The organism is Paraburkholderia sp. (assembly GCF_035656215.1).
Taxonomy (GTDB): domain Bacteria; phylum Pseudomonadota; class Gammaproteobacteria; order Burkholderiales; family Burkholderiaceae; genus Paraburkholderia.
Map to the genome: position 1 here is coordinate 1 of NZ_DASRSY010000101.1, position 16,813 is coordinate 16,813.

Below are 16,813 nucleotides of genomic sequence, written 5' to 3' on the forward strand. Positions count from 1 at the left end.
AGCTATCTGTTCGTTGGCGCGGCACTGGCTTCACGCGGGTTTGTAGCCGTGGTGCCCGACTATCGGACGTGGCCGGAAACGGCCTTCCCCGGCTTTGTCGACGATGCAGCCACGGCCGTGCGCTGGGCCCGCGATCACGCAACCGAGTTCGGCGGCGACCCGTCACGGATCTTTCTGATGGGTCATTCGGCTGGCGCGCATATCGTGATGCTGCTGGCCACCGACGACCGCTATCTCGCCGCGCAGCAGATGAGCAAGCGCGATTTGAGCGGCGTAATCGGCCTTGCCGGCCCGTATGATTTTCTACCGTTGAAAGACGCGACGCTGGAAGAAATTTTCCCGCCCGCATTGCGCGCTGCGAGCCAGCCGATCAACTTCGTCGAAGGCGACGAACCGCCAATGTTCCTCGCCGCCGGCAAGCGCGATACGACCGTCGATCCGGGCAACACCGACCGGCTCGCGGCCAGGCTGCGCGCCGCTGGCGACACCGTTGAAGTGAAGCACTATCCGCGGATTGGGCACGCGCTGCTGGTCGGCGCCTTTGCCGGGCCGTTGCGCGGTTTTGCGCCTGTACTCGACGATACAAGCGCGTTTATCGACGCACAAATGAGCCGTGAGGCCCAGAAGGTCGGCGCGCGTGCCGCTGCAAGCGTTACGGTGTCACGCCGAGCAACTGTTTGCGCAAAGTAGGCGCGCGCGTCGACGGATCGAGCCAGATTCCGAAGAACGCCCGCGCAAAGGCGGGATCGTCGAACTCTCCGGTCATACGGTCACCGGCATAAAAACGCACGCCCTTGTCCGGCAGATAGACCGCGCTTAACTGGTCGCCGGGGCCGACATCCACGAACGCCTGCATCATATCCGCGCGCCAGCGCTCCAACGTATCCGCCGGAATCGGCGCGCTCGCAAGACGCTTGATCTCGTGCATCCCCGTGTCGACGAACCGCTCGCGTTTGATGCCGCGCGCGTAAATGATGTGCAGCGCGAAGCGTTCGTCATAATCGATGGGTACGCGTTCGCTCCACATCTGCGCGCGGTAGAGCTTGAAGCCGAATACGCTGAAATCGCCCTCGCCGACAAGTTTCGCGGACTGTATGTCGCCGCGCCAATCGGCGCAGGCGGCAGTCGCCCACAGCACCAGCACGAGAGCCGCGAGCGCACGCATATCAATCCGCCGAGGCGAGCACGAACTGCATCACGTCCGTGCGTCCTTCGTCGAAGCCAGCTTCGCAGTACGCCAGATACAGCCGCCACGTCCGCACGAAAATCTCATCGAAGCCTTGTGTGTGGATCGTGTCGAGCTGTGCCTCGAACCCACTGCGCCAGCGGCGCAGTGTCTCGGCGTAGTCGCGGCCGAACACCAACGACGTGCGCGCCGCAAGCTTGCCACGCCGAGCCGCCTCAATAAAACGCTGCGGACTCGGCAACATGCCGCCCGGAAAAATGAATTCGCGGATGAAGTCACTGGTCGCGCGATAAGCGGCGAAGTGCGAGTCTTCGATCGTGATGGTTTGCACGAGCGCGCGTGCGCCAGGCTGCAGACGTTCGCGCAAAATGCGGAAGTACGTCGGCCAGAATTTTTCACCAACGGCTTCGAACATTTCGATCGATACGATCCCGTCGTACTGACCGGTCAGCATACGGTAGTCGCGCAATTCGAGGTGCACCCGGTCGCTCAAGCCTGCTTCGCTCACGCGCTTCTGGGCGAATTCGAGCTGGGCCGGAGAGATCGTTACACCGTGCACGTGTATGCCCTGGCGCGCGGCGTGCATCGCAAAACCGCCCCACCCGCAGCCGATTTCCAGAATTCGCATGCCCTCGCGCAAACCCAGCGTATCGATAATGCGTTGGTACTTCGCACGCTGCGCGTCTTCGAGCGATTGGTAGAAGTTACCGTCGAATACCGCGCTCGAATATGTGAATGTCGAATCAAGCCACTGCGCGTAAAAGGCGTTACCGATGTCGTAGTGCGCGTGAATATTGCGGCGGCTGCCCGAACGCGTGTTGGGTCTCAGTTTATGGCGCAGCCCGTACCAGAGTTGCGCGAGCCAGCCGCCGTAGACGGTGCGTTGCAACGCGTGCTCATTGCGGATTGCAACGCGCAGCAATGCGGCCAGATCGGGCGTCTCGACCCAGAACGCGCGCCATGCATCGGCGAAACCAATGTCGCCTTTGCGCAGAATCGCGCCGCACGCACGCCAGTCGCGCAATTCCAGACGCGCGCCCGGCGCCGCGTGCGGATCGCCGAACACGCGCTGCTGACCGTCGGGTGGGATCAGCACCAGATGCCCAACCTGAATCCGTTCGAGTAGAGAGAGGAACAGACGGCCCGACGCGGGGACGGTTCGGTGCCCGCTCAGGGTTCTTGAAAGCGCCATGGCTGAATCTCCTCAATCGGACGAAATGGGGCGCGCAGCAGCGGACGGTTGGCCGGCTGCGACATGGTCGGTGGGTGAGTCGGCCGCGCGGCCCGGCGCGGGGTTTTTGCCATAGAACGGCGCTTTTTTTATGGCAAGGCGCAACGCCTGCCAATGAATTCTTGCGACGACACCGACGCTCAGCAACGGCTGACGGACCAGCGCGGCTAGCGCTGTCGAACGCGTTAAGGGCTTCAGGCGGCCACCTAAAGCCGTGCGGATCAGCAAACCGTCAGCATCCTGGTAATCGATCGAGACCGACGCGTGGCTCGGCGTCTCTCTGACGCGAAATTCGTAGCTGCCCTCGACACAGCAAAACGGCGACACGTGCAGCACTTTGCGGCATTTGAGTTCCGTTTCAGCCGTGATGGGTGCATTGCCTGCAGCGCTCAACAGATAGCTGTGTCGATTGCCGAAGGTATTGCGCACCTCGGCCAGCAGAGCACGCAAATGACCGTCGCGGTCATGGCAATACCAGAAACTGACCGGATTGAACGCATAGCCGAACACACGCGGAAATGCTTGCAACCAGATCTTGCCGTCCGCTTCTTCAATACCCGCCGCTGATAGTTGTGCGCGCATCCATGTGGCGAGATCGCTGCCGTCACGCGGGCCGTGGTCGCGTTGGTGAAAGCTGAGCGGACGCCGCCGGTCGATGCCGAACCAGCCGCTATCGAGCGACGCGAGACGATCCAGATCGCAGCGCACGTAGAACACCGGATACGTGAATCGATGATGCTTCGGCCGCAGGCGCTCGTGCATCACCTGGCCCGTCAAAAGCCAGCCAGCCGGATCGACGTTGGCGCGCGCGGCATTCATAGCGTGGCCCATGCCGGCGACGCATTGAAATCCGCGGCCACGCGCAGTGCCGATTTCAGACCGTCCTCGTGGAAACCGTAGCCCGTCCATGCACCCGCGAACCAGGTGCGATGTTTGCCTTGCAGCGACGGCAGACGGTGTTGCGCATCGATGGCGGTCAGATCGAACAGCGGATGGTCATAGACGAAGCGGCGCAGCTCGGTGCCCGGCGCCGGCTGCGTCACCGGGTTGAGCGTCACAACGAGCGGCGTCCTGAACGGCAGCGGCTGAAGTTGATTGACCAGATAACTGACACACACCGGATGCGCGCCGTCCACGCCGCGGCTTCCCAGATAATTCCACGCCGACCACACGCGCTGACGACGCGGCAGCAGATTCGTATCCGTATGCAGCACGGCGACGTTCGGCTGGTAACGCACGGCGCTCAGCACGCTGCGCTCGTCCTGATCGGCGTCGTGGTGGAGCAGGCGCAACGAGGTCGGCGCGTGAGTGGCGAGCACCAGCGCGTCGAAGCGCTCCGTGCCCTCGTCCGTGAACACATCGACGCCATCGGCATCGCGCCGCACGCCTCTAACCGCCGTACCGATGCGGACATCGTCAAGCATGCCAACAATGCGGCGTACGTATTCGCGCCCTCCCCCGACCACCGTTTTCCACTGCGGCCGGCGGTTCACCTGAAGCAGCGCGTGGTTCAGGCAAAAGCGCAGGAATGTGGTGGCCGGGAAGGCGAGAATATCGGCGGTCGCGCTCGACCAGATCGCCGCGGCCATCGGCAGCAGGTAGTGGCGCTGGAACGCGCCGCCGTAGCCGCCGGCCGTCAGCAGTTCGCCCATCGACACGCGCGTTTCTATCGCGAGCTCGAGATTGCTTTGCGCGCTGCCGTTGAAACGCATGATGTCGCGCAGCATGCCGATGAAGGTAGGCGAAAACAGGTTGCGACGTTGCGCGAACACTGTGTTCAGGCTGGTGCCGGCCCATTCCAGGCGGCCTTCATCGAACGAGACCGAGAAGGTCATTTCGCTCGGGTGCGACTCGACGCCCAGTTCGGCAAACAGCGCGATCAGGTTCGGATAGGTCCGGTCGTTGAAAACGAGGAAGCCGGTATCGACGGGATGCGTGTGGCCCTCAAGGGTGACGTCCACGGTATTGGTGTGGCCGCCCGCGTAGCTGGCCGACTCGAACAGCGTGACCCGATGGTTGCGCGCCAGCAGATAGGCACTGGCCAAACCCGAGATACCGGCGCCGATGACCGCGACCCGCGAGCCGCGCGGTAGGGGTACGGTCGGTGCGGGATGGGTCATGGGCGCGTCTCCTGGTCTCGGGGATGCGCGGTCGGTTAGTTGGGTGTGGCGGGGGTTGCGCGTCCTTGAGGGGATTTACGCAGCGGGGGCTGAAATGGATGCAGATCTGGCGGATTTTGGGCGGTAGACGCCTGCACGCGAACCCGGCAAGGCAGGGACAACCGGCGTGCGGCGTGTCCGCGTTGCCGGTCAGAGGTTTTTGTTCCTGCCGGGCGCGAGGGCCCGGCAGAAAAATCTACCGCGTCAGCGCACCGGAATGCAATGTTTTTTCCAACCGCTTTCAAATTAACAATTCGCCGCTCGGGAGCCGTGCTATGAAAATCGCATAACTTGGATTGCGCTGGGCGCTGACGTAGAGGCACAGGATGTTGCGCAGCCCACTGCGACAAGTATCTGCGAGAAAAGATTGCCGTGTATTGCGAGAAATTGATTGAAATCGGGGAGTTTTAAAGGCCTAGAGAATTTTCCGATTTGCGCAGGCGGTTGATCTGAGGAACGCCGCCAACCTTATACTTTTGGACGCCCCGGTGGCCGGGTTTGACAGCTCGCATAGCCTATCGCGAACGGCGCGCGGCAGCGGCTTGATCCTCGCCCGTCATCGTGGACATTCGACACTTGCAATACGGATCGTCGAAAACTAATAACTTAACTCCGGATCATCTGTAGGAACCCGATGGAATCCACTTTCCCAATACCGCACGGGATTCCGAGTTCACCGAGATCACGCCTTCGGCGCTGAACGCTAACGAAGGCTTCAAAGGCCATAGACCGCGCCAAAAAGAAAAACCCCTGCAGAACTTTCGCTCTGCAGGGGTTTTTAAATTTGGCGGAAAGGGTGAGATTCGAACTCACGGTACCCCTAAAGGTACACTGGATTTCGAGTCCAGCGCATTCGACCACTCTGCCACCTTTCCGGGTCTTCCAACTCACAACAACTGGTTTTGCTTAGTTGCTGATGAATCAGATCCAAGCGGGTCGTTGCTTGGGAGAGAAAGATTATAGAACAGCTGAATCCAATTTCCAAGCCCCTCTTCGAGAAAATTTCGACGAGACTTGCCAATCAGCAGTGACGTCAGCCAGGTATCAACCGCACCTCAATCAAGCCGCCGGCACTGCCAGCCGTTCCACCCCACCGAGGTAAGGACGCAGCGCCGCCGGCACCGTCACCGACCCGTCCGCGTTCTGGAAATTCTCCAGGACAGCCACGAGCGTGCGGCCAACCGCCAGGCCCGACCCGTTCAGCGTATGCACCAGCTCCGGCTTACCTTGCGCATTGCGGAAACGCGCCTGCATCCGGCGAGCCTGGAATGACTCCGTGTTCGAGCAGCTCGAGATCTCGCGATACGTATTCTGCGCGGGCACCCACACTTCCAGGTCATACGTCTTCGCAGCCGAGAAGCCCGTGTCGCCCGTGCACAGCGTAATCACGCGGTACGGTAATTCAAGCTTCTGCAGAATCGCCTCGGCGTGGCCGACCATCTGCTCCAGCGCGTCATACGAGGCCTCCGGCGCGACGATCTGCACCATCTCGACCTTGTCGAATTGATGCTGACGAATCAGACCACGCGTATCGCGGCCATACGAGCCCGCTTCCGAGCGGAAGCACGGCGAATGCGCGGTCAGCTTGATCGGCAACGTGTCCGCTTCGACGATGCTGTCGCGCACCGTGTTCGTCAGCGAAATTTCCGACGTAGAAATCAGGTACTGCGTGACCGTATTCTCATCACCGCCCTTCTCGACGCGGAACATGTCGTCGGCGAATTTCGGCAGTTGGCCGGTGCCGTACAGAATCTCTGGATTCACGATGTACGGCGTGTACACCTCGGTGTAGCCGTGGTGCAGGGTGTGCGTGTCGATCATGAACTGCGCCAGCGCGCGATGCAGCCGCGCAATCTGCCCGCGCAGCAACGTGAAACGCGCGCCCGACAGTTTCGCGCCCGTCTCGAAATCGAGGCCAAGCGGCGTGCCGACGTCGACGTGGTCCTTCACCTCGAAATCGAACTGGCGCGGGGTGCCCCAGCGGCGCACTTCGACGTTCTGGGTTTCGTCTTTACCCATGGGCACGCTTTCGTGCGGCAGGTTCGGCACACCCAGCAGCAGGTCGGACAGACGCTTCTGGATATCGTCCAGCCTGGCCGCCGACGCCTTCATCTCGTCGCCAATACCGCCCACTTCGGCCATCAGCGCCGACGTATCCTCGCCCCGCCCCTTCATCCCGCCGATCTGCTTCGACAGGGTGTTGCGGCGCGCCTGCATCTCTTCGGTACGGGTCTGGGTGTCGCGGCGTTCCGCTTCGAGCGCGGTAAAGGCCGCCACGTCGAGGGTAAAGCCGCGGTCGGCAAGGCGCTTGGCGACGCCGTCGAGGTCTTTGCGCAGCAGCTGGATGTCGAGCATGAGATGGGGCGGGTGTTCGTTATATGAAGCTGGGATTTTAGCGCACCGGCGCGGGCGGCCGGTGCGTTAGATCGTCAAGGCGTGCGGAATGGCGACAAGGCACGTGAAACAGCTGCAGAAGCGCATGCGAAGACGCTCAGCCCTTTTTAGGCTTGTTCTCGCTGCGCCACTGCGCGTCGAGCTCGGCCAGACGCGCCATCTTGTCGCTGATCTTGCCTTCGAGACCGCGTGGCGTCGGCTCGTACCAATGCGGGTCACGCATGTTGTCCGGCAGATAGGTCTCGCCGGCCGCGTAGGCATCGGGTTCGTCGTGCGCGTAGCGGTATTCGTGACCGTAGCCGAGTTCCTTCATCAGCTTGGTCGGCGCGTTACGCAGATGCACCGGCACGCCGCGCGACTGATCTTTGCTGACGAACCGCCGGGCCTCGTTGTACGCGTTGTACCCGGCATTCGACTTCGGCGCGACCGCCAGATAGATGACCGCCTGCCCCAGTGCCAGTTCGCCTTCGGGCGTGCCGAGGCGCTCGTAGGTTTCGGCGGCGTCGAGCGCGATGCGGGCCGCGCGCGGGTCGGCGAGGCCAATGTCCTCCCACGCCATCCGCACGATGCGTCGTGCGAGGTAGCGCGGGTCCGCACCGCCGTCGAGCATGCGGCAGAACCAGTACAGCGCGCCATCCGGGCTGCTGCCGCGCACCGATTTATGCAGTGCGCTGATCTGGTCGTAGAATGCGTCGCCGCCTTTGTCGAAGCGGCGCAGATTCTCGGCGAGCGCGCTGCCGAGCAAGGCGCCGTCAATTTCAGTGCTCTTCTGCTGGGCCGCCGCGCGTGCGACGATTTCCAGGTTGTTCAGCAATTTGCGGCCGTCGCCGTCGGCGGAACCGATCAGGGCGTCGCGGGCTTCGTCGGTGAACGTGAGGCCACCGAGTTCTTTCTGCGCGCGGTCGAGCAATTCGCACTGCTCTTCGTCGGTGAGGCTTTTCAGCACGTAGACAGCCGCGCGCGAGAGCAACGCGCTGTTCACCTCGAACGATGGATTCTCGGTCGTCGCGCCGACGAACACGAAGAGGCCCGACTCGACGTGTGGCAAGAACGCGTCCTGCTGACTCTTGTTGAAGCGATGCACTTCGTCGACGAACACCAGCGTCTGGTGCCCGTTCGCGCGATGGATCTGCGCGGTCTCGACGGCTTCGCGGATATCCTTCACACCCGAGAGCACCGCGGACAACGCGATGAACTCCGCGTGAAACGCGTCGGCCATGAGCCGTGCGAGCGTGGTTTTGCCGACGCCGGGGGGGCCCCAGAGGATCATCGAATGGGCTTCGCCGGATTCGAATGCGACCCGCAACGGCTTGTTCGGGCCGAGCAGGTGCTTCTGGCCGATCACCTCGTCGATATTGCGGGGCCGCAGGCGTTCGGCGAGCGGAACATTGGCACGGGGTTCTTCAAACATGACGTTTTGGGGATAATCTCGGCTTTTCCGGACGCGGTCCGTATGAAGGCGGCGTGCTGCCGGTGAGCAAAGCAGCCACGCAGGGGTGCGGGCAACGTCCTGCATTATGACAGTGACGGCGCGCACAGATTCGCGAGCGACACCAACCGCAACTATGTTGCATGGGACCGGAGTAAGAGCTTTGCATGGGGCCAGAGTATCGCGCTAAAGCGCGAACTCTGGTCGACAGCTAAAGCGCTCACCCCGGTCGACAGGGACAAGATTAGATGGCACAAGATCCACTCGCCGGCGACGCCGGCTCCACCTACGCACCGCTCACGCCGGTGCCCGACGCGCGCCGCGCGTTCCGCACCGGCGACGCTTTCGCGCTCTGGTTCTCGCTCGGCATCGGCCTGCTGGTCGCGCAGGCGGGCGCGCTGCTGGTGCCGGGGCTGTCGTTGTCGCATGCGTTGCTGGCGATCGTGATCGGCAGCGTGATCGGCGTCGTATTGTTGGCACTGGCCGGCGTGATCGGCACGGATACGGGCCTCGCCGCCATGTCGTCGCTGCGGCCTACGCTCGGCGTGCGCGGCGCATCGGTGCCGGCGGTATTGAACGCGATCCAACTGGTCGGCTGGGGCTCGTTCGAAATCATTGTGATGCGCGATTCCGCCGATGCGCTCGCCAAGCAGGCCTTCGGTTTCTCGATGCCGCTGATCTGGACCGTGATCTTCGGTTTGCTCGCGACGCTGCTGGCCATCAGCGGCCCGTTGTCGTTCGTACGGCGTTTTCTGCGCACGTGGGGTATCTGGCTGCTGCTTGCGGGCGCCGCATGGCTCTCATGGAACCTGCTTGCCAAGCACGATCTGGCCGCGCTGATGCGCCGTCCAGGCACCGGCGAAATGTCGTTCGGCGGCGCAATCGATCTGGTGGTCGCGATGCCGTTATCGTGGCTGCCGCTGATCGCCGACTACACGCGTTTCGGCCGACGCCCCGGCGAGACCTTCCGCGGCACGTTGCTCGGCTATGGCATTGCGAATATCTGGTTTTATGCGCTCGGTGCGATCTACGGTCTCGCGGCGGGCGGTGGCGATACGCTGCTGACCGGCGCGCTCGCTCAAGCGGGCGGTGGCCTCGCTCTGCTGCTGATCCTGATCGACGAAGTGGACAACGCGTTCGCCGATATTCACTCGGCAGCGGTCTCGACCGGCACGTTCTGGACCCGCGGCAGCGTGCCGTTGTTGTCGGCGGCGTTTGGCGCGCTGTGTACGGCGATCGCCTTGCTCGTGCCGATGGCGAAGTATCAGAACTTCCTGCTGTTGATTGGCTCCGTGTTCGCGCCATTGTTCGGCGTGGTGCTGGTGGATCACTTCATCGTGCGCAAACGTCGCATTGAAGCCGCCGTGCTCGGCGATGTGCGCGGCCGTTACGGCTTCTCGGGTGGCTGGCATCTGAGCGCGTTCGCGTCGTGGGCAATCGGGATCGTGTCGTATCAGGCGATCAATCAATGGCTGCCGAATCTCGGCGCGACGCTGCCCGCACTGGCGATCGGCGCGGTGTGTTATCTGGCGTTGGTGTCGGCTCGGAAGACTTCGTACGCTTGAGTCGCGTAGGCATCACCGCCATACAAAAAGGCCTGCAAATGCGGACTGACCCGCAAAGGTTGGATGGGTGCCCAACTTTTGGGGTGCAGTTCAATGCAGACCTTTTCTCTTCATGCGTCAGCAAGCTTAATCAGTTTAACTCGCAGTTCAACTCGCAGTTCAACCCGTGGTTCAACGCTTCGACGCCCGATACTCGACGCCCGGCAACACGCATAGCAATTCAAACGCGAGATTTGCGCCAAGCAACGCGGTCGTGCCGAACGGATCATACGGCGGCGCAACCTCAACCAGATCGCAGCCGACGATGTTCAACCCATGCGAGCCGCGAATGATTTCCAGCGCCTGCGGCACCGTCAAACCCGCGATTTCCGGCGTGCCCGTACCTGGCGCGAAGGCCGGATCGATACCGTCGATGTCGAACGTGATGTACACCGGACCGTCACCCATGCGTTCACGCACACGCGCCATCAGCGGCACGAGCGACTGGTTCCAGCACGCCTCCGCCTGCACGACTTCGAAGCCCTGATCACGGCACCAGTCGAAATCTTCAGCCGCGTAACCCGTGCCGCGCAAACCGATCTGCACGACGCGGTCGCAGTCGAGCAGGCCCTCTTCCACGGCGCGGCGAAACGGCGTGCCGTGCGCGATCTTCTCGCCCATCATCGTGTCGTTGACGTCGGCGTGCGCGTCCACGTGAATCAGGCCGACCTTGCCGTGCTTGCGATGAATCGCGCGCAGGATCGGCAGCGCGATCGTGTGATCGCCACCGAGCGTGATCGGCTTGCAGTTGTGCTGGAGGATTTCGTCATAGGCGGTTTCAATGCGCTTGATCGAATCGTGCAGGTTGTACGGATTGATCGCGACGTCGCCGAGATCGGCCACGCGCAGCGAATCGAACGGCGCGGCGCGCGTCGCCATGTTGTACGGTCGCAGCAGCACCGATTCGCTGCGGATCTGGCGCGGCCCGAAGCGCGCGCCGGTACGGTTCGAGGTGCCGAGATCGAATGGCACGCCGACGAAGCAAGCGTCGAACCCTTCGGCCGAGCCGACGTTCGGCAGCCGCATCATCGTTGCGATGCCGCCGCAGCGGGGCATGGCGTTGCCGGACAACGGTTGCGGCCGTTCACCGGCCTCGGGGGAAATGAAGGAGGAAGTATTCATCGTGTCTCGGCAATGAAAAGAGGGCAGTAAGCAAAATCGTGCAACCGGCCGATGGATCAGGAAAAAGCGCACCTTGCCGGGCGAATCTCGATTCTTGAGCAGTTTCCCTCAAGTTAAAATACAAACAGAATAAACTTCACATTGATTCATAGCGATGTATCCTGACGTATGTTCTCCCAACTCACCGATCTCGACCTGCGGCTGATCCGCGTTTTCCTCGCCATCGTCGACGCCGGCGGCGTCTCGCCGGCCCAAGCCACGCTCAACGTCGGCCAGTCGACCATCAGCACGCAACTCGCCACGCTGGAAACGCGCCTCGGCTACCGGCTGTGCGAGCGCGGCCGCGGCGGCTTCAGCCTGACCGCGCGCGGCGAGCAATTCATCGACGCGGCTCGTGCCCTGCTGTCCGCCGTCGACACCTTCGGCATGCAGGCGCGCAACGTCGGCCGCAAACTGGTCGGCACGCTCGATATCGGCATGATCGGCCACACACCGGTGTCGGCGAGCGCGCGTATCAGCGACGCGATCGGCCGGTTTCGGGCGCGCGATCAGTCGGTACGGTTTTCGATTCTGGTGCGCTCGCCGGGCGAGCTGGAGGAATTGTTGCTGAATGGCCGGATTCAGATCGGCATCGGCTATTTCTGGCATCGCGTGCCGTCGCTCGAATACACCGAAGTGTTCGCCGAAGATCAGTTCGCTTATTGCGCGAAGGGGCATCCGCTGTTCGCTTCAGCTGGGGACGTGTCACCCGCGGACGCCGCGGCTCACGAATGGGCGTGGCGTAGCTATCCGCTGCCCGAAGCCGAAAGTTCGACCACGCCGCAGAACGTGACCGCCGTCGCGGACAACATGGAAGCAGTCGCCATGCTGGTGCTGTCAGGCCATCATCTCGGCTATTTACCGGGACATTTCGCGGCGCCGTTCGTCAAGCAAGGTCTGCTCGCGGCGGTGAATCCGGCACAGATGCGCTACCGCGTGGCGTTTCATATGGTCACGCGGGCGCGGCAGCATCGAACGGATATCGTTGAGGCGTTTATCGACGATATGAAAGCCGCGCATCCGGCGCAGGTGCTGGAAGTGGATGAGTAGCGGTTCTGCGCAGCCGGTAAAGGTTTTCGAAGCGGATCAGTGGCGCGGTTGCTGTCGGTGCATGCTCTGAAGACAAACGGATAGCCGGTCTGCACAGCCGGCTCTGGTCCTGAAAGAACCAACAGCGCGATTGGCGGCCCATCGGCACTCGATCAGCAATTGAAAAGGCCGCGCTCGATGACGCGGCCTTTCTGCAAATCAAACTGCTACGGCAACCAGCTTAACCGTTGATCACATCCGCGCCCTTCGGTACCGTGAACTTGAACGCATCGGTCGGCAGCGGCGGGTTCTTCTGGATGTTCGAGAACGTCAGCAGCGTCACGTTGCCGAACACATCGTGCAGTTCCATCGCTTCAAGATTGCCGTCCTTGAAACCGATGCCGACGCGTTGAAATTGCGTGTCTTTCGCCTTCGGCGTCAGTTCGAGCCAGTCGATGCCGGCCTTCACGCCCGCATCACGCAGCGTGAAGTTCTTGTCCAGATCGTTGCTGCCGAACAGGATCGCCGCCGGGCTCGCGCCGAGCGCGCCGCCGAGGCTGCGCACCGTCACCTGGTTCAAATCCTTGTCATACACGTAGAGCTTGTCGCCGTCGGCTTGCAACAATTGTGCATAGGGCTTCTCGTATTGCCAGATGAACTTGCCGGGACGCGCGAACGTGAACGTGCCGCTCGAGGTGCCGGTCTTGCCGGCCGTGGACAGCACGCCGTTCGCGCCGCTTGCACCCTGCGCCTTGCTCGGCGCGCGCACTTCCTGCTGCACAAAGGTACCGCGCGCGGAATGAACTTGCGCGACGAACGCCTTCAGTTGCTCAGTGCCGCTCGCGAATGCCTGCGACGCGACGAGCATCGACGCTGCGATCGCCACACTGCCGACGCCACGTACGATCGTGCGAGCGAGTTGGCCGAAACGGCTGGGTTGAGCACTCTGTCGAGCGTGCTGCTGCGCGAAAAGCTGCATGTGTTTTCTCCCTTGATTGAATTCGTTGAGCGGTCACGGCGGCAGGCGATGAGGGCAGCGGCCGGGCGACCGTGGCGGCTGGCTTGAACCGCGAAGCCGAGGGACGAGCCCTCGGCCTTGGACAACAGCTTAAGCAAGAAGCCTTAAACAGGACTTATGCGCGGGCGCTTATACGCTGCGCTTTGCCGCCGGTTCGGCGCAATAGCCTGATGGTTGGCCTATTCCGCTTCCCGCGCCGGCGCAAGAATCTCGCGATTGCCATTCGACGACATCGACGACACCACGCCCGAGTTCTCCATCTGCTCGAGCAAACGCGCCGCGCGGTTATAGCCGATGCGCAAATGCCGCTGCACCAGCGAGATCGACGCACGGCGGTTCTTCAGCACCACGTCGACCGCCTGGTCGTATAACGGGTCCGCCTCACCATCGCTCGAGCCGGTTCCGCCGGCGCCCGCGGAGCCTTCGTCGCCCTCGCCCGTCACGCCGCCTTCGAGGATGCCCTCGATATAGTTCGGCTCGCCCTGCTCCTTGAGCTTGTCGACGACGCGATGCACTTCCTCGTCCGACACGAACGCGCCGTGCACACGCATCGGCAAACCGCTGCCTGGCGGCAGGTACAGCATGTCACCCATGCCGAGCAGCGATTCCGCGCCCTGCTGGTCAAGAATGGTGCGCGAGTCGATCTTCGACGACACCTGGAAGGCCATCCGCGTCGGCACGTTGGCCTTGATCAGGCCGGTAATCACGTCCACCGACGGACGCTGCGTCGCCAGAATCAGATGGATACCCGCCGCGCGCGCCTTCTGCGCAATCCGTGCGATCAGCTCTTCGACCTTCTTGCCGACCACCATCATCAGGTCAGCCAATTCGTCGATCACGACGACGATGTTCGGCAGGCGCGACAGCGGTTCCGGATCGTCCGGCGTCAGGCTGAACGGATTCGGCAGCTTCTCCTCGCGCTTGGTGGCTTCGTCGATCTTGTTGTTGTAACCGGCGAGGTTACGCACGCCGAGCTTGCTCATCAGCTTGTAGCGGCGCTCCATTTCGGCGACCGCCCAATTGAGCGCATGGCCCGCCTGGCGCATATCCGTCACCACCGGACACAGCAGATGCGGAATGCCCTCGTAGACGCTCATTTCGAGCATCTTCGGGTCGATCAGGATCATGCGGACCTGGTCGGCGCTCGCCTTGTAGAGCAGCGACAGGATCATCGCGTTGATACCCACCGACTTGCCCGAACCGGTCGTACCGGCCACCAGCAAGTGCGGCATTTTCGCGAGGTCGGCACACACCGGCTTGCCGCCGATGTCCTTGCCGAGGCCCATGGTGAGCGGCGAAGCCGCGTCCGCATAAACCGCCGAGCCGAGAATCTCCGAGAGACTCACGGTCTGACGGCGCTGGTTCGGCAACTCCAGCGCCATGAAATTCTTGCCCGGTATCGTTTCGACCACACGAATCGACACCAGCGACAGCGAGCGCGCCAGATCTTTCGCCAGGCCGACGATCTGGCTGCCCTTCACACCGGTAGCCGGCTCGATTTCATAACGCGTGACAACCGGCCCCGGATAGGCGGCAACCACGCTCACTTCGACGCCGAAGTCCTTGAGCTTTTTCTCGATCAGACGCGAGGTGAATTCAAGCGTATCGGCGGAAATGGTTTCCTGCGCGACCGGCGCCGCGTCGAGCAGCGAGATCGGCGGCAAGGTGGAGTCGCCGGGCAAGTCCGTGAACAGCGGCACCTGCCGCTCTTTCTCGACGCGCTCCGATTTGGCAGGGGTGGCGAGCGGCGGCACGATCATGACCGGCTCATGCTCCTCGATCCGCACACGGCCCTTTTCGACCTTGCCTTCGCGCTTCACGGCGGCGGCTTCGCCCAATTTACGGTCGCGTCCGGCCTCGCGGCGCAGCTTGGCGAAAGTGACCGCCGAAATGATCGATTCGCCGACCTTCTCCGACACCGACAGCCACGAAAACCGGAAATACAGCGACAAACCGATTCCGAGCACGATCAGCAGGGCCAGCGTACCGCCCGTGAAGCCGAGCGCATGCGATACGCCACGCGCGACCGCTTCGCCGATCACGCCCCCCGGCGCCCGCGGCAACTGCACTTTCAGCGACCACATGCGCAGCGCTTCGATCCCGTCGCAGGCGAGCAACACCAGCATGAATGCGAACGCATCCGCGAGCCAGCCGGCGTCACGCGGCACATCTTCCTGCAGTTCCTCGTGACGAGTGATACGGCGGTAATTGGCGGAGATATGGCGGCCGAGCAGCACGATCCACCAGTAGGCGGAAAGGCCGAACAGCAGCAGCAGGATATCGGACGTCCACGCGCCGACACGGCCCGCCCAGTTGGCGATGTGGTCGACCTGCGCAGCGTGCGTCCAGCTCGGATCGTGCCGGCTGTAGCTGACGAGCGCCATGAGCAGAAACACGCCGAGCGCGACCTGCAAGATCCAGCGGATTTCGGTGAAAAGGCGCGACATGCGGTGCGGCAATGCCTGCGCGCTCGCGGAATAGGGAGCTTTTGCCATTGATCCTGTTGCGTGTGTGGCCGATTTGCCGCCAGAGTCGCGGCCGAAGCGGCGCCTAGGGCGGCTCCAGACCCGGCCCCGGCTGCCGGGTCCATCGATGCGGCCTATTGTAAACGCAGTGTCGGACGCGAGGCTGTAAATGACGGTAACTTAGCCATTCGACTTCAGAAAAGCGGCCAGGGCCCGCGGCAACGCTATCGCCGCGATCGGAAAGCTTCATGGAGCAGGCCGGCGTGCCGCCCTTTATAATGCCGCTCTGATACCCATCTATAGTTTCAGCTCAAGTCGCGCGGCCTCGCATGGGCGAGCCGGGCGCCGTATAAGGATTCGATCATGCCCGCAACTTCCACGAAACACGCCAAAGTTCTGATTCTCGGTTCAGGCCCCGCCGGCTACACGGCAGCCGTCTACGCGGCGCGCGCCAACCTGTCGCCGGTGCTCGTCACGGGTCTCGCCCAGGGCGGCCAGCTGATGACCACGACCGACGTCGAAAACTGGCCGGCGGACGGCAACGGCGTGCAAGGCCCGGAGTTGATGCAGCGCTTCCTGGAGCACGCCGAGCGCTTCAACACGGAAATCATTTTCGACCACATCCATACGGCCAAGCTGGATGAGAAGCCGATCCGCCTGATTGGCGACTCGGGCGAATACACCTGCGACTCGCTGATCATTTCGACCGGCGCATCGGCGCAATACCTCGGCCTGCCGTCCGAAGAAGCGTTCATGGGCAAAGGCGTGTCGGCTTGCGCCACCTGCGACGGCTTCTTCTACAAGCAACAACATGTGGCCGTGATCGGCGGCGGCAATACCGCAGTCGAGGAAGCCCTCTATCTTTCCGGCATCGCCAGGAAAGTGACGGTGATCCATCGCCGCGACAAGTTCCGCGCCGAGCCGATCCTGATCGACCGTCTGCTGGCGAAGGAAAAAGAAGGCCTGGTCGAGATCAAGTGGAACAGCACGCTCGACGAAGTGACCGGCGACCAATCCGGCGTGACCGGCCTGCGGATCAAGAACACGAAAAGCGGCGACACCACGGACATCGCGCTGCAAGGTATCTTCGTCGCGATCGGCCACAAACCGAACACGGATATTTTCGACGGTCAACTG

The 16,813-nt window shown here is 62.5% G+C and carries 13 protein-coding genes and 1 tRNA gene; 4 read left to right on the top strand and 10 right to left on the bottom strand.

Annotated elements, in window-relative coordinates:
- The coding region (locus VFE81_RS05710; RefSeq protein WP_325043663.1) for an alpha/beta hydrolase at positions 1–690 on the top strand (690 nt) is incomplete at its 5' end.
- Here VFE81_RS05710 and VFE81_RS05715 read toward each other — a convergent pair.
- From VFE81_RS05715 to VFE81_RS05745, 7 genes are all read right to left on the bottom strand, one after another.
- Positions 653–1,165 carry a chalcone isomerase family protein gene (locus tag VFE81_RS05715; protein WP_325043664.1) on the bottom strand — a complete coding sequence of 171 codons (513 nt, stop codon included), beginning with the start codon at positions 1,163–1,165 and terminating at the stop codon, positions 653–655. The two genes, VFE81_RS05710 and VFE81_RS05715, sit on opposite strands and share 38 nt — an antisense overlap.
- 1 nt (position 1,166) lies before the next feature.
- Positions 1,167–2,378 (bottom strand): cyclopropane-fatty-acyl-phospholipid synthase family protein, encoded by a 1,212-nt coding sequence (locus VFE81_RS05720; RefSeq protein ID WP_325043665.1) that lies wholly within the window; start codon positions 2,376–2,378, stop codon positions 1,167–1,169.
- A 12-nt stretch (positions 2,379–2,390) separates the two neighbouring features.
- Positions 2,391–3,236 carry a DUF1365 domain-containing protein gene (locus VFE81_RS05725; RefSeq protein WP_414695552.1) on the bottom strand — a complete coding sequence of 282 codons (846 nt, stop codon included), beginning with the start codon at positions 3,234–3,236 and terminating at the stop codon, positions 2,391–2,393.
- On the bottom strand, positions 3,233–4,537 hold the full coding sequence (locus VFE81_RS05730; protein WP_325043667.1) for an NAD(P)/FAD-dependent oxidoreductase: 1,305 nt from the start codon (positions 4,535–4,537) through the stop codon (positions 3,233–3,235). Before VFE81_RS05730 ends, VFE81_RS05725 begins: the two co-directional genes overlap by 4 nt.
- An 824-nt stretch (positions 4,538–5,361) precedes the next feature.
- A tRNA-Ser gene (locus VFE81_RS05735) sits at positions 5,362–5,451 on the bottom strand.
- Positions 5,452–5,635: 184 nt separating this feature from the next.
- Positions 5,636–6,931: a serine--tRNA ligase gene (gene serS / locus VFE81_RS05740; protein ID WP_325043668.1), complete on the bottom strand. Its 1,296-nt coding sequence runs from the start codon at positions 6,929–6,931 to the stop codon at positions 5,636–5,638.
- 136 nt (positions 6,932–7,067) lie between these two features.
- Positions 7,068–8,381 carry a replication-associated recombination protein A gene (locus VFE81_RS05745; RefSeq protein WP_325043669.1) on the bottom strand — a complete coding sequence of 438 codons (1,314 nt, stop codon included), beginning with the start codon at positions 8,379–8,381 and terminating at the stop codon, positions 7,068–7,070.
- Positions 8,382–8,647: 266 nt separating this feature from the next.
- Between VFE81_RS05745 and cytX the strand changes: the two genes are divergently transcribed.
- Complete coding sequence (gene cytX / locus VFE81_RS05750; RefSeq protein ID WP_325043670.1) at positions 8,648–9,964, top strand: putative hydroxymethylpyrimidine transporter CytX; 1,317 nt, start codon at positions 8,648–8,650, stop codon at positions 9,962–9,964.
- Between the two features lie 171 nt (positions 9,965–10,135).
- Here cytX and speB read toward each other — a convergent pair whose 3' ends face one another.
- Positions 10,136–11,125, bottom strand: coding sequence for an agmatinase (speB, locus tag VFE81_RS05755; protein WP_028196760.1), 990 nt, complete (start codon positions 11,123–11,125; stop codon positions 10,136–10,138).
- A 168-nt stretch (positions 11,126–11,293) separates the two neighbouring features.
- Here speB and VFE81_RS05760 point away from each other — a divergent pair, with 168 nt between their 5' ends.
- Positions 11,294–12,214, top strand: a complete 921-nt coding sequence (locus tag VFE81_RS05760; RefSeq protein ID WP_325043671.1) for a LysR family transcriptional regulator — start codon at positions 11,294–11,296, stop codon at positions 12,212–12,214.
- 220 nt (positions 12,215–12,434) lie between these two features.
- Here VFE81_RS05760 and lolA read toward each other — a convergent pair whose 3' ends face one another.
- Both lolA and VFE81_RS05770 read right to left on the bottom strand, forming a co-directional pair.
- A complete protein-coding gene (lolA, locus tag VFE81_RS05765; protein WP_325043672.1) occupies positions 12,435–13,172 on the bottom strand; it encodes an outer membrane lipoprotein chaperone LolA in 738 nt (245 codons plus the stop codon).
- Positions 13,173–13,390: 218 nt separating this feature from the next.
- Entirely contained in the window at positions 13,391–15,706 is a 2,316-nt protein-coding gene (locus VFE81_RS05770; RefSeq protein WP_325043673.1) for a DNA translocase FtsK, read from the bottom strand.
- Between the two features lie 333 nt (positions 15,707–16,039).
- On the opposite strand from VFE81_RS05770, the gene VFE81_RS05775 reads away from it, so the two are divergent.
- Positions 16,040–16,813: NAD(P)/FAD-dependent oxidoreductase (locus VFE81_RS05775; protein ID WP_325043674.1), on the top strand; the 774-nt coding region annotated here is incomplete at its 3' end.

Bases quoted from the DNA above. Each gene is read 5' to 3' on its own strand.
- VFE81_RS05760 (WP_325043671.1), top strand. From the start codon at position 11,294: ATGTTCTCCCAACTCACCGATCTCGACCTGCGGCTGATCCGCGTTTTC.
- serS (WP_325043668.1), bottom strand. From the start codon at position 6,931: ATGCTCGACATCCAGCTGCTGCGCAAAGACCTCGACGGCGTCGCCAAG.
- VFE81_RS05715 (WP_325043664.1), bottom strand. From the start codon at position 1,165: ATGCGTGCGCTCGCGGCTCTCGTGCTGGTGCTGTGGGCGACTGCCGCC.
- VFE81_RS05770 (WP_325043673.1), bottom strand. From the start codon at position 15,706: ATGGCAAAAGCTCCCTATTCCGCGAGCGCGCAGGCATTGCCGCACCGC.
- VFE81_RS05720 (WP_325043665.1), bottom strand. From the start codon at position 2,378: ATGGCGCTTTCAAGAACCCTGAGCGGGCACCGAACCGTCCCCGCGTCG.
- VFE81_RS05730 (WP_325043667.1), bottom strand. From the start codon at position 4,537: ATGACCCATCCCGCACCGACCGTACCCCTACCGCGCGGCTCGCGGGTC.
- speB (WP_028196760.1), bottom strand. From the start codon at position 11,125: ATGAATACTTCCTCCTTCATTTCCCCCGAGGCCGGTGAACGGCCGCAA.
- lolA (WP_325043672.1), bottom strand. From the start codon at position 13,172: ATGCAGCTTTTCGCGCAGCAGCACGCTCGACAGAGTGCTCAACCCAGC.
- cytX (WP_325043670.1), top strand. From the start codon at position 8,648: ATGGCACAAGATCCACTCGCCGGCGACGCCGGCTCCACCTACGCACCG.
- VFE81_RS05725 (WP_414695552.1), bottom strand. From the start codon at position 3,236: ATGAATGCCGCGCGCGCCAACGTCGATCCGGCTGGCTGGCTTTTGACG.
- VFE81_RS05745 (WP_325043669.1), bottom strand. From the start codon at position 8,381: ATGTTTGAAGAACCCCGTGCCAATGTTCCGCTCGCCGAACGCCTGCGG.